Genomic DNA, 12,741 nt, shown 5'->3' on the forward strand with positions numbered 1-12,741 from the left:
GCTATTTCCTCCAATGTGATGAATCATTCAAAAAAAAGCAGACTAAAATAGTCTGCTTTCTCCTGTTATTTTCTCATATTTTGAGGAAGATTCCCATCGGGACTGATGAGGGATATTGCATAATCATCTTTAAAGATGTCCAGGGCCAACTGATTCACTTTATCCATCGTAACTCCGTCGATTTCTTCGACGATCTCATCAAGCGTCCGGTGTCGTTTTAGTAACAGCTCATTTTTACCATTACGACTCATGCGGCTATTGGTGCTTTCTAAGCTGAGCATAAGGTTACCCTTTAATTGCTCTTTGCTGTTAAGTAATTCTTTAGAGGTTATACCATCAGCTTTTAAGGCTTGCAGGGTACTGTCGATTGTATCGAATAACTGATCTAACTGATTTGCCCCTGTCCCTCCATAGATGGTTACCATTCCACTATCTTCATAAGCGGAGTGATATGAAAATACGGAGTAAGCAAGTCCTCTTTGCTCTCGAACCTCCTGAAACAGACGGGATGACATACTGCCACCTAACACGTTGTTTAATACAATCAGGTTATAGATGTCTGGATGCCCAATCTGCAGACCGTCAAATCCTAAGCATAAATGAGCTTGTTCTGTATCTTTTTTACGGGCAAGCTTATTGTTGTGAAAGGCAGGCTTAACACGGTCCTCAGGTCCTTTACCGCCTTCATAAGATCCGAATAGCTTCTCTACTTCTTTGATAAAAGTTTCATCTACATTTCCTGCCACAGAGACCACTACTTGCTCTGGTGTGTACATGTCATGCATATATTCCTTTAATTTAGCTTGATTGAATGAGTTCAGGGTTTCTTCCGTTCCCAGAATCGGATAGCCAAGGGGATGCTCTTCATAGACTGCCTTGCTGAGCAGGTCATGAACGATATCGTCCGGCGTATCCTCATACATTTTAATTTCTTCATACACTACATTTTTTTCCTTATTCAATTCCTCTTCTACATAGGTAGAATTAAAGAACATGTCAGAAAGTGTATGTAGTGCATAATCTGCATGATTGTCCAAAACCTTTGCATAGTAGCAGGTGTATTCCTTTGAAGTAAATGCATTTACTTGTCCGCCAATGCTATCAAAGGACTCTGCAATTTCACGTGCTGTTTTTGTTTTAGTCCCTTTGAAAAACATATGCTCCAGAAAATGGGAAATACCATTATTTTGTTCCGTTTCATTTCGTGAGCCTGTTGCAATCCAGACCCCTATCGCTACTGAGCGAACATGCGGAATTTCTTCCAGCACGATTCGTAGTCCATTTTGGCAAGTATATTTCTTTATCAAAAAAACTTCCTCCTATTCATGATGCAAAGTTACTGCTTCTCCTTACTATTTCCTTGCCCGGGATGAATTATCGACGTCTTCTACGATTCGCTCTTCTTTAACCAGACTTGAAATCGTACCCAGTCTCAAATCTTTTTCTTTTACTAGAAGGATTAACGAATTTAATGAATTGGCTGTAGAAGCTGTAGGGTGCATGAGAACTATTGCTCCCTTATGCATCTTACCCATCACACGTTCCACTAACACATGAGGCTGTGGTTTTTGCCAGTCAATGGTATCCACACTCCACATTATTGTTCTCATGTGCATTTCGTCTGCAATATTTACAACTTCATCACGATAGCTTCCGCTAGGCGGTGCAAACCACTTCACTTTTTCACCAGTAGTGACCTCAATAATCTCATTCGTCTTTTTCAATTCTTCCCTTACTTTGGCTGACTCCAACGTTTTCATATCCGGGTGAGAATATGAATGATTACCTACTTCATGTCCCGCATCAACAATCATCTTTGCTAAGTCCGGGTTATTTTTAACCCATCTCCCCTCTAAAAAGAAGGTAGCATACACTTGATGCTTTTTCAAAGTTGCAAGCATATCTGGAATATATTCATTTCCCCATGCTACATTTATGATAAATGAAACCATGGGTTTATCTGGATTCCCTCTGTATACAGGAGATGCGGGCAAATCCGGTAAATGCTTTTCAGGAGGGATCTGTTTGTAGATCAGTTTATCTTCATCAAATGATTTCTCTTTTTTCATGTTTTGAAGGGACGCTTCTACATCCACTTTTAAACCGTTATAGCCTGGTGTAGCTTTCCAAACTGTATCTATTACAGCATCTTGAGCTGGGATTTCTCTCAATTTTGCTTCTTCTTTTATTTTGCGAGTTAGATCATTGGGTTCGCTAATTCCATTTACTTCTAGTGATTCTTGTTTTAGTCCTGTCACATACTGATCTGTTAACGGATTTTCAACAACTACTAAAGTCAGAATAGCAATGAGACTAATTCCAATCAAGTATCTTTTTTCCATACCTGTCCACCTTCCTTCTCCTAAAAACATATGTTAGGAAGGGAAAAGGTAGAACAAAAGCGGAGGGGCTTTGCTCGAGAGGCGACAAGCATAAGGCGAAGATATCGGAAAGGCGTTTTTTGCCTTTTTGATATCTTTGACTTATGACCTCGAGCCTCTAAGCCCCGGAGCTGGATGATACTCCTCCAGCCAACCAAAGATAAAAAAAGCCATCCCGGAGGAGAGTTTGCTCCTTACAGGACAGCCTGCCAATCTTAAAAGATTATGCCTGGTTTTGTTCTTCCTTTTCGCGCTGCTCTTTAAGAACGGCTTTTCTTGACAAGTTGACTCTTCCCTGGTTATCGATATCCAGAACCTTAACAAGGATCTCATCGCCGATCGCTACCACATCTTCAACTTTGCGAATACGCTCTTCTGCAAGTTCAGAAATGTGGACAAGTCCATCTTTACCACTGAAGATTTCTACAAATGCACCGAATTTTTCAATTCGTTTTACTTTACCAAGGTACATTTGTCCAGCTTCAACTTCTCTTACGATATCTTCGATTGTTTTCTTGGCCACTTTGTTCATCTCTTCATCAGTAGATGAGATAAAGATTGTGCCGTCCTGCTCAATATCAATCTTAACGCCTGTTTCGTCGATGATTTTATTGATTTGTTTACCACTTGGTCCAATAACATCACGGATCTTATCAGGATTAATATGCATGGTTAAGATTTTCGGAGCGTATTGAGAAAGGCTCGTTCTTGCTTCACCGATTGTTGCTAGCATGCTATCAAGAATCTGCATTCTTCCTTTTTTGGCTTGTTGAAGTGCTTCTTCAAGAATCTCTCGAGATAACCCATCAATTTTGATATCCATTTGAAGAGCGGTTACACCCTTAGAAGTCCCTGCTACTTTAAAGTCCATGTCACCAAGGTGATCTTCCATTCCTTGAATGTCCGTTAAGATGGAGTAGTTTTCACCAGACTTGATCAGACCCATTGCAATCCCGGCTACAGGTGCTTTAATAGGAACACCGGCATCCATCATCGCGAGGGTACTTGCACAAATGCTTGCTTGAGAAGTTGAACCGTTTGATTCAAGTACTTCCGATACAAGACGGATTGTATAAGGGAAGTCTTTTTCGTTTGGAATAATTGGATCCAGAGCTTTTTCTCCCAGTGCTCCATGTCCAATTTCACGACGGCCCGGTCCTCTGATTGGTCCTGTTTCCCCTACACTGAATTGAGGGAAATTATAATGATGCATGAATCGTTTTGATTCTTCAATTCCTAAACCATCAAGAACCTGAACATCTCCCAGAGCCCCTAATGTACAAATGCTTAGTGCTTGAGTTTGTCCACGTGTGAATAGTCCCGAACCATGTGTTCTAGGCAGTAATCCAACCTCTGAAGAAAGTGGACGGATTTCGTCAACTTTACGGCCATCAGGACGGACTTTATCTTCAGTAATCAAGCGACGGACTTCATTTTTCACAAGCTTGTCTAACACTTTCTTCACTTGCTTCAGGGTAGCTTCATCGGCTTCCTTCTCTTCTTCATATACAGCCATCACTTTATTCTTTACTGCTTTAATTGCTTCTTCACGAGCATGTTTTTCTTGAACTTGAATCGCTGGAATCAGTTCACTTTCACATAATGAACGAACCTCTGCTTCGATGTCTTGATCCAATTCCACAAGTTGAATTTCTGATTTTTCTTTACCGACTTTAGCGACGATTTCCTCTTGGAAAGCAACTAAACGCTTAATTTCTTCATGACCAAACATGATTGCCTCAAGCATTGTCTCTTCCGGTACTTCGTCTGCACCTGCTTCAACCATGTTGATAGCATCTTTAGTACCAGCTACAGATAAATGGATTTCGCTCTTTTCAAGTTGCTCTACTGAAGGGTTAATGATGAATTCTCCATCAATCAAACCAACAATGACCCCAGCAATTGGGCCCTCAAACGGGATATCAGAAACAGATAGTGCTAGTGAAGATCCAAACATAGCTGCCATTTCAGATGAACAGTTTTGGTCTACACTCATCACTATACTGATTACTTGTACTTCATTACGGAATCCATCAGCGAACAGTGGACGAATAGGACGGTCGATCAAACGGCTCGCAAGGATCGCTTTCTCACTAGGGCGTCCTTCACGTTTAATAAATCCTCCGGGAATTTTACCCACCGCATATAATCTTTCTTCATAATTTACAGTTAACGGAAAGAAATCCAAAGGTTTTGGTTCTTTAGAAGCTGTGGCACTGCTCAGTACCGCAGTATCTCCATAGCGTACCATTACCGCTCCATTCGCTTGTTTGGCAAATTGACCAACTTCGACCGTTAATTCTCTTCCGGCCCATTCAATGGAAAAGGTTTGTTTAGTTTGTTCCATAAAGTGTACCCCTCTCTTTATATATCACTAAAGGGTTCGGTCTGTACCCAACCCGGATAAAACTTAAATAATCTATATCATGCACATTTGCGCTGTTATATTCGTTTGAATGAATCACATAAGTGACTATGTAAATATAGGACGTTCGGCAGATCCTTAATCTTCGCAAGTAGGCCTGGCCTCAACATTTATGTACATATTATGTATTTTAGACAAAAACGATAAAATTGAATACTTAAAATGAAGAAAATGTTTAAAAAGAAGTGGCGAATCATACAAAGATTTCCACTTATGAAAGCTAAAGAAAAAGCGGGAAATAATCCCGCTTCCTTTGTCTGTTTATCGACGTAAACCTAATTTGTTAATTAACTCACGGTAGCGTTGTACATCTTTCTTACGTAGGTAAGATAGAAGATTACGACGGTGACCTACCATTTTTAGAAGACCGCGACGAGAGTGGTGGTCTTTCTTGTGAACGCGTAAGTGATCGTTCAGGTTGTTAATTTCTTCAGTTAGGACAGCAATTTGAACTTCTGGAGATCCAGTATCGTTCTCATGTACTTTGTATTCACTGATAAGTTCGTTTTTACGCTCTTTAGTGATAGCCATCCTTTTCACCTCCTAATAATTTCTTTCAAATCCCCTGTTACTGAGCAGCCGTTGGTGAATCGTGATGCCAAGCAAAGGTTCATTTCATACGCTATTTAGAATACTACTATTTTCAACAAAAATCAAGTATAATCCTCAAATTTCCGAAAAGTAGTGAATCGCTTTGTCTTTATCTTTTTGAATTTGGGAGATTAATTCCTCTATCCCGGAAAATTTCTGTTCATCTCTAATTCTTTCATACCATTCGATATACACTTCTTCGCCATATATTGAAGCATGAAAATCAAAAATATGAACTTCAATTGATAGAGAGTATTCATCAGGATTTTTAAAAGTGGGCTTGTATCCAATATTACATACACCATCAAACCATTTATCATGAATTTTCATTTTAACAGCATACACTCCCACTTTAGGAGTCAGATAGTCGTCGGCTAATTCAATATTGGCAGTAGGAAAGCCTATTTTTCTGCCTCTCTTATCTCCGTGTATGACTGTCCCTTTCATTTTAAACGGTCTCCCCAGGAGTTGATGAACCTTCTTTACGTCCCCATCTTTGAGGCTTCCTCTTATTAAGGTTGAACTTACTTTCAAATCATCGTCTGTCAATTTCGAAATTGTAGTGGATGTAAACATATCCCTGGAGTGGAATGGAAGAGTTTCCATCGTCCCTTTTCCCAACCTTCCATATGAGTAATCGAATCCTGCTACTACATGCAGTGCATTGAGTCCAATAATATATTGATCAACAAAGTCCTGGGGAATCAGACTTGCAAATTCTGATGTAAAACGAACAATAAATAAATAATCTACTCCCAGCTCCTCTATGATTTCTTTCTTATCTTCCAGAGGAGTTATGTAGTGAATATGTTTGTGTTTATGACCCAGTACAACTGAAGGATGGGGATCAAATGTCATGACCGCACTACTCACATTGAGTTCCTTCGCTTTTTTTACTGCTGTCGTGATGACCCTTTGATGTCCTCTATGTACTCCATCGAAGTATCCAAGAGCCATTACAAGGGGAGGAAAATCATTCTTACTAATTGAATGGGGATGATGTACAGTTATTACTTTCACAGTATTTCACCTTTTTCACTAGTCGTTGAAAAGCACCTTAACAGGCTTGATAATCCCAGGTTTGTCCGGATGACGCTGATAGATGGCAATGACCTTGCCATGGTACTCCATCACTACCTCTTTGCTTTCTGGCCAATCCTCAGGCTCTTCTAAGCGTGCTCCGTTCTTCACTTTCTCTGCTAATGTATCACTAATTGCCATTTTCGGCAAATGAGAAAGTCCCATTTCCAACGGGAGAAGAAGTCCCTTTGGGTTTTCATTTTCAACAAACTCTTTTACATCTTCTAAGGTATAACAGTCCTCTTTTCTAAAACTAGCTGATTGCGTACGGGTAAGGGCGGACATATGAGCTGGATATCCAAGTCTTTTTCCAATTTCAACTGCAAGGGTTCTCACATAGGTCCCTTTGCCACAAACTACTTCAAAAGTAAAAGATGGATCATCACTGTCTAATTCATTCCAATTCTCCAGTAATTGAAGATTATGGATATGAACAGTTCTTGATGGTCTGTCTACTTCTATCCCAAGCCTTGCATATTCATATAACCGTTTGCCATTTACCTTTACCGCCGAAAACATTGGAGGCGTTTGAACAATGTCGCCTGTTAAACTTCGGAGTATCTCCTCAACCTCTGCCCTAGTAATCGTGCGGTCCACCTTCTTTTCTTCCACGAGCTCACCCCAGGCATCTTCCGTAGTAGTCGAAAAACCGAGAGTGACTTCCCCTTCATAGGTTTTTCCTGATGCTGTAATGTATTCAGCTATCTTCGTTGCCCTTCCAATACAAATAGGCAGTACGCCAGAAACCTCTGGATCAAGGGTACCTGTATGGCCAACCTTTTTCGTTCTAAGGAGCTTTCTTAATTTAAATACACAATCATGGGACGTCATGCCGCGAGGCTTCCATAAGGGCAGGATTCCATTCATCTTACTACCTCCACTGATATACATTCTGTATTTCACAAATAGAAAACAAAAGGACCGATCCATTGGAATTGTACTTCCGTCCGGATCAGCCCTTTCTAGTTACTCTTCTGTATCTTTAGACTCTTCTGGTTCATCTTGAACTTTTCTTAATAAAGATTCAATATGATTACCATAATCAATCGATTCATCAAACTCAAAAATAATTTCAGGTGTTTTGCGGAGACGGATTCGCTGTCCTACTTCAGAACGGATGAACCCTTTTGCCTTCGCCAGACCTTTAAGCGTGTTTTCTCTTTGGTCTTCTCCACCCAGAACGGTAATATACACTTTTGCCTGTTGTAAATCTCCAGTTACCTGCACATCTGTAACCGTTACAAAGCCAATGCGTGGATCCTTTATTTTTCGTCCGATAATATCGCTGAGCTCTTTCTTCATTTGCTCGCCAACACGATTCGCACGATGGCTCATCAATATCACCTCTTATATATCGTTAATAGTTATATGTTGGAACATAAGCAACTCTCTATAACGACTCGATTTGGGTCTCCAGTCTCTCCCACTCTGGAAAAGAATCAATGAATTTCAATGCATGCTCAATTTCTCTTTCACTGGCTCCTTTAGAAGAAGCGACGGTGACCATGGCAATCCTGGTTCGTTGCCATACATCCTGATGGCCGATTTCAGAGACAGATACATTAAATTTTTGTTTGAGGCGTGACAAGACCCTCTGCAGGACCGCCCGCTTTTCTTTTAAAGAGTGAGAATCATAAATCATACACTCACATTCAACATACGTGATCATTTACGTGTAATTTCCTCCATGATGAAGGCTTCGATAACGTCGCCTTCTTTCACATCATTAAAGTTCTTAATCGTAATACCACATTCGTAGCCTTTGGCTACGTCTTTCGCATCATCCTTAAAGCGTTTAAGGGCATCGAGTTCACCTTCAAAGATAACAATTCCATCACGAATCAGACGAACGCCGCTGTCGCGAGAAATTTTACCTTCTGTTACATAGCTTCCCGCAATCGTACCAACTTTAGACACTTTAAATGTTTGACGAACTTCTGCTTGACCAATGATTTTTTCTTCGAATTCAGGGTCCAGCATCCCTTGCATAGCAGCTTCAATTTCCTCCATTACCTTATAGATAATACGGTGTAATCGAATTTCTACTCCCTCGGTATCAGCCGTACGTTTCGCATTTACATCAGGACGAACATTAAAACCTATAACAATGGCGTTGGACGCTGCTGCCAGTGTAATATCTGATTCGTTAATCGCTCCCACACCAGTATGGATGATACGAATATTTACACCTTCAACTTCAATTTTCAGCAATGAAGCTGCAAGAGCTTCTACTGAACCTTGAACGTCTGCTTTAAGAACAAGGTTCAGGTCCTTCATTTCACCTTGTTTCATTTGTTCAAACAGGTTTTCAAGACTTACTTTAGACTTCTCTCCACGCTGTGCTTGCAGAGCTTGAGATGCACGAGCTTCACCAACAGAACGAGCCGTCTTCTCGTCTTCAAATACAACGAATCGATCTCCTGCTTGAGGAACATCATTTAAACCTGTGATTTCAACAGGGGCAGATGGACCTGCTTCTTTCACACGGCGACCAAGATCATTGACCATTGCACGCACACGACCGAACGTGTTTCCTACAACGATTGGATCTCCAACTTTTAAAGTACCGTTTTGAACAAGTAAAGTCGCTACAGATCCTCGGCCTTTGTCTAATTGTGCCTCAATCACTGTACCTTGTGCAAGACGATTTGGATTCGCTTGAAGCTCTTCCACTTCACTTACAAGGACGATCATTTCAAGTAAATTATCGATACCTTCACCAGATAATGCAGATAGCGGAACGAAGATTGTGTCCCCACCCCACGCTTCAGGAACCAATTCGTATTCAGTCAGTTCTTGCATTACACGATCTGGATTTGCAGCTTCCTTATCCATTTTATTAACGGCAATGATAATCGGAACTTCAGCAGCTTTCGCATGGTTGATTGCTTCAACTGTTTGAGGCATGACACCATCATCAGCAGCTACAACGATGATCGCAATATCCGTTACTTGAGCACCGCGGGCACGCATTGTTGTGAAGGCAGCATGTCCAGGAGTATCAAGGAATGTGATTTTCTTTCCATCTACTTCTACTTGATAAGCACCGATATGCTGAGTGATCCCTCCAGCTTCTCCTGCCGTTACTTTCGTGTTACGGATAGAATCAAGCAGCGTCGTTTTACCATGGTCAACGTGACCCATGATTGTCACAACTGAAGGACGCTCTTCTACTTGCTCTTGTGTATCTTCAGTGAAGTATACTTCAAGATCAGTAGCATCTACTTTGATCTCTTCCTCTACTTCCACTCCATATTCTCCTGCAATCAGCTCAATCGAGTCTTTATCCAACTCTTGGTTGATTGTTGCCATTACACCAAGCATGAATAGTTTTTTAATGATTTCAGATGGCTCTTTGTGAAGCTTTTTCGCAAGCTCTGAAACCGTTAATGACTCAGAGAAAGTGATTTTTGAAGGTAGTTCCTTTTTCTTGGCAGGCTGCTGTTGCTGTGGAGCCTGTTTGAAATTTTTATTTTGCTTATTTTGTTTGTTATTTTTGTTTTTGTTGTTGTTATTATTGAAGACCTTCTTCTCCTTTGACTGGTGCTGTTGTTCGTGTTTTTTTCCTTCACGACTTTTCGGTGCTGATTTTACTTTTTCCTTGTTAGGAGCTTCTTCTGACTTTGATGCACTTGCCTTTGAATCCTTTTGGCCAGGTTTATTCCCTTGACTGCCGGAATTCCCTTTGTACATCGCGTCTAATTTTGTTACTGCGTCGTCTTCTATAGTTGCCATATGGTTTGATACCTCAATATTCAGTTGCTTTAATTTCCCGATAACATCTTTGCTTGAAACATTGTATTTTTTTGCATATTCATAAACACGCGTCTTGCTCATATGTTCACCCCCACTGAGATTCATCGAGCAGTTCGGATAATTTCCCGGCAAAGCCTGCATCCATTATAGCCACCACTACCCTGGCTTCTTTTCCAATGGCCTGACCTAAATCATTTCTGCTATCCACCAAACTAACCGGGACATTGTAGGAATTACATTTGTCCGTGATTTTCTTGTACGTATTAGCAGAAGCATCTTTGGAAAGAATGACAAGTTTTGCTCGTCCATTACGAACTTCTTTAATAACAAGCTCTTCACCTGAAATAATCTTACGTGCCCGATTCGCCAATCCTAAAAGTGACATCCAACGATTTTGGTTCATACGCTAAACGTTACTCCTTCTCCACAAGGCTAATCAATTCATCGTAAAGAGATTCATCTATTTTCGCTTGTAATTGATTGGCTAAAGTATTTTTCTTTTTAGCTTGTAAAATGACGTCTTTATCCTTTGAAAGATAAGCTCCCCGTCCTGATTTCTTACCGGTAGGATCGATGGAAACCTCCCCTTCTTTCGAGCGGACAATCCGGATCATTTCTTTCTTAGGTTTCATTTCACCCGTTGCTACACATTTACGCAATGGTACCTTCTTATTTACACCCATCTTGGTCACCTCTTAATCTTGATTTTCGAAATCAATATTTAAAGGTTCGTTATCATACTCTTCCTCTTCATCCTGAGGCAGGAAGGCATCTTCACGAGGATATAATCCCAGTTCACGTGCATCTGTTTCACTCTTGATATCAATCTTCCAGTTTGTCAATTTCGCTGCAAGGCGAGCGTTTTGACCACGTTTACCGATTGCAAGTGAAAGTTGATAATCCGGAACAACTACCCTTGTTGCTTTATCTTCTTCATTTACCTGTACATCCAGCACTTTAGATGGACTCAGTGCATTGGCTACGAATGTTACAGGATCTTCTGACCATTGAACGATGTCAATTTTTTCACCTTTTAATTCGTTTACAATTGCTTGCACACGCGCACCCTTGGTTCCTACACAAGCACCAACGGGGTCTACCTCTGAATTTTCTGCATGAACAGAGATTTTAGATCGGTCACCGGCTTCACGTGCAACAGATTTGATTTCTACCGTTCCATCAAAGATTTCAGGAACTTCGATTTCAAATAAACGTTTCAGTAATCCGGGGTGTGTTCTTGAAACAAAGATTTGAGGACCTTTTGTCGTCTTCTCAACCTTTGTGATAAACACTTTAATGCGATCATGAGGTTTATAAGTTTCATTGGGCATCTGCTCACTCACAGGTAAAAGTGCCTCAATCTTACCTAATGCCACATAGATAAAGCGATTGTCCTGACGTTGAACGATACCTGTCATGATATCTTCTTCGCGATCCACGAATTCGGAATAGATAATTCCTCTTTCAGCTTCTCTTACTCGTTGAGTCACAACCTGTTTAGCCGTTTGGGCAGCGATTCGGCCAAAGTCCTTTGGTGTAACCTCCAACTCAACAACGTCTCCAACCTCATAGCTGGGGTTGATTTCCCCGGCGTCCTCGACAGAAATCTCAAGGCGGGAATCGAATACTTCGTCTACAACTTCTTTACGAGCGAAGACTCTCATCGTACCCGTTTCAAGGTTAAGGTCTACACGGACATTTTGTGCTTGGTTAAAATTTCGTTTATAAGCCGACACAAGTGCAGCTTCAATTGCTTCAATGATGACATCTCTTGCAATGCCTTTCTCTTTCTCTAAAACAGTAAGAGCATCTAATAACTGAGTGCTCATGGTGGTTTCATCCCCCTTTATAGTGCGGTTAGTTCCTATGAAAATGTAACAGCTAATCGTGCGATGGCTATCTTATCTGTTGGAATTTCAACCTTCTTTTTTCGAGTCTTAATGGTTACTTCCAATGCTAATTGGTCTGAAGTATAGGAAAGAAGTGTGCCTTCGAAGGCCTTTTCACCGTTCAACGGCTCATATGTTTTCACATAAACGTTTTTGCCGATGGCCTTCTCAAAGTCCTTTTCTTTCTTTAAAGGACGTTCAGCGCCCGGTGAAGAAACTTCTAAAAAGTAATTATGAGGAATTGGGTCAATTTCATCCAACTTTTCACTAAGTCTTTCACTTACTATTCCGCATTCTTCAATGTCCACACCTGAATCCTTGTCAATAAATACGCGAAGAAACCAATTGGAACCTTCTTTCACATATTCCATGTCAATGAGTTCTAAAGACATGTCGTCTAAGATTGGTGTAACAAGTTCTTCTACAAGTGTTGTTATTTTGCTCATACTTACCTCCTGGTCTATATGAAAATCTTGCACCAAGACTAGAAATGATAGTTCAAAAAATCTCCATGTAATAACGAAAGAGTGGGGTGCGACCCCACTCTTCTACCTTTAGAGCTATCTTTAGTATTTCCAATAAAAATATACCATAATCAACATTTTTATGCAAACAATTC

At 40.6% G+C, this 12,741-nt stretch carries 13 protein-coding genes; all 13 read right to left on the bottom strand.

The window, feature by feature from the left end; genetic code table 11:
- Positions 1-65: 65 nt before the first annotated feature.
- The 13 genes from ACFQWC_RS07435 to rimP all read right to left on the bottom strand — a co-directional run bounded on the left by ACFQWC_RS07435 (position 66) and on the right by rimP (position 12,568).
- The gene (locus ACFQWC_RS07435; RefSeq protein ID WP_299740947.1) at positions 66-1,307 is read right to left on the bottom strand and encodes a M16 family metallopeptidase; all 1,242 of its coding nucleotides are present in this window, start codon (positions 1,305-1,307) and stop codon (positions 66-68) included.
- A 45-nt stretch (positions 1,308-1,352) separates the two neighbouring features.
- Entirely contained in the window at positions 1,353-2,342 is a 990-nt protein-coding gene (locus tag ACFQWC_RS07440) for a polysaccharide deacetylase family protein (RefSeq protein WP_299740945.1), read from the bottom strand.
- 262 nt (positions 2,343-2,604) lie between these two features.
- Positions 2,605-4,728, bottom strand: coding sequence for a polyribonucleotide nucleotidyltransferase (pnp, locus tag ACFQWC_RS07445; protein WP_299740943.1), 2,124 nt, complete (start codon positions 4,726-4,728; stop codon positions 2,605-2,607).
- A gap of 339 nt (positions 4,729-5,067) precedes the next feature.
- Positions 5,068-5,337, bottom strand: a complete 270-nt coding sequence (gene rpsO, locus ACFQWC_RS07450) for a 30S ribosomal protein S15 (RefSeq protein ID WP_034760125.1) — start codon at positions 5,335-5,337, stop codon at positions 5,068-5,070.
- Positions 5,338-5,472: 135 nt separating this feature from the next.
- Positions 5,473-6,417 carry a bifunctional riboflavin kinase/FAD synthetase gene (gene ribF, locus ACFQWC_RS07455; RefSeq protein WP_299740938.1) on the bottom strand — a complete coding sequence of 315 codons (945 nt, stop codon included), beginning with the start codon at positions 6,415-6,417 and terminating at the stop codon, positions 5,473-5,475.
- Positions 6,418-6,435: 18 nt separating this feature from the next.
- Positions 6,436-7,344, bottom strand: a complete 909-nt coding sequence (gene truB / locus ACFQWC_RS07460) for a tRNA pseudouridine(55) synthase TruB (RefSeq protein ID WP_341357872.1) — start codon at positions 7,342-7,344, stop codon at positions 6,436-6,438.
- Positions 7,345-7,443: 99 nt separating this feature from the next.
- Positions 7,444-7,812, bottom strand: coding sequence for a 30S ribosome-binding factor RbfA (gene rbfA, locus ACFQWC_RS07465; protein WP_044337361.1), 369 nt, complete (start codon positions 7,810-7,812; stop codon positions 7,444-7,446).
- A gap of 55 nt (positions 7,813-7,867) precedes the next feature.
- Positions 7,868-8,146 (bottom strand): DUF503 domain-containing protein, encoded by a 279-nt coding sequence (locus ACFQWC_RS07470; RefSeq protein ID WP_299740933.1) that lies wholly within the window; start codon positions 8,144-8,146, stop codon positions 7,868-7,870.
- Entirely contained in the window at positions 8,143-10,314 is a 2,172-nt protein-coding gene (gene infB / locus ACFQWC_RS07475; RefSeq protein WP_299740931.1) for a translation initiation factor IF-2, read from the bottom strand. Before infB ends, ACFQWC_RS07470 begins: the two co-directional genes overlap by 4 nt.
- A gap of 4 nt (positions 10,315-10,318) precedes the next feature.
- Positions 10,319-10,636 carry a YlxQ family RNA-binding protein gene (locus tag ACFQWC_RS07480; RefSeq protein WP_299740929.1) on the bottom strand — a complete coding sequence of 106 codons (318 nt, stop codon included), beginning with the start codon at positions 10,634-10,636 and terminating at the stop codon, positions 10,319-10,321.
- 10 nt (positions 10,637-10,646) lie between these two features.
- Positions 10,647-10,916, bottom strand: a complete 270-nt coding sequence (rnpM, locus tag ACFQWC_RS07485; RefSeq protein WP_299740927.1) for an RNase P modulator RnpM — start codon at positions 10,914-10,916, stop codon at positions 10,647-10,649.
- Positions 10,917-10,928: 12 nt separating this feature from the next.
- Positions 10,929-12,062 carry a transcription termination factor NusA gene (gene nusA / locus ACFQWC_RS07490; RefSeq protein ID WP_299740924.1) on the bottom strand — a complete coding sequence of 378 codons (1,134 nt, stop codon included), beginning with the start codon at positions 12,060-12,062 and terminating at the stop codon, positions 10,929-10,931.
- A 35-nt stretch (positions 12,063-12,097) separates the two neighbouring features.
- Positions 12,098-12,568 (bottom strand): ribosome maturation factor RimP, encoded by a 471-nt coding sequence (gene rimP, locus ACFQWC_RS07495; RefSeq protein ID WP_113968189.1) that lies wholly within the window; start codon positions 12,566-12,568, stop codon positions 12,098-12,100.
- Between the last annotated feature and the right edge of the window lie 173 nt (positions 12,569-12,741).

The sequence above is a fragment of the Rossellomorea sp. GCM10028870 genome (assembly GCF_042666755.1).
In the GTDB taxonomy this organism is placed as follows: domain Bacteria; phylum Bacillota; class Bacilli; order Bacillales; family Bacillaceae_B; genus Rossellomorea.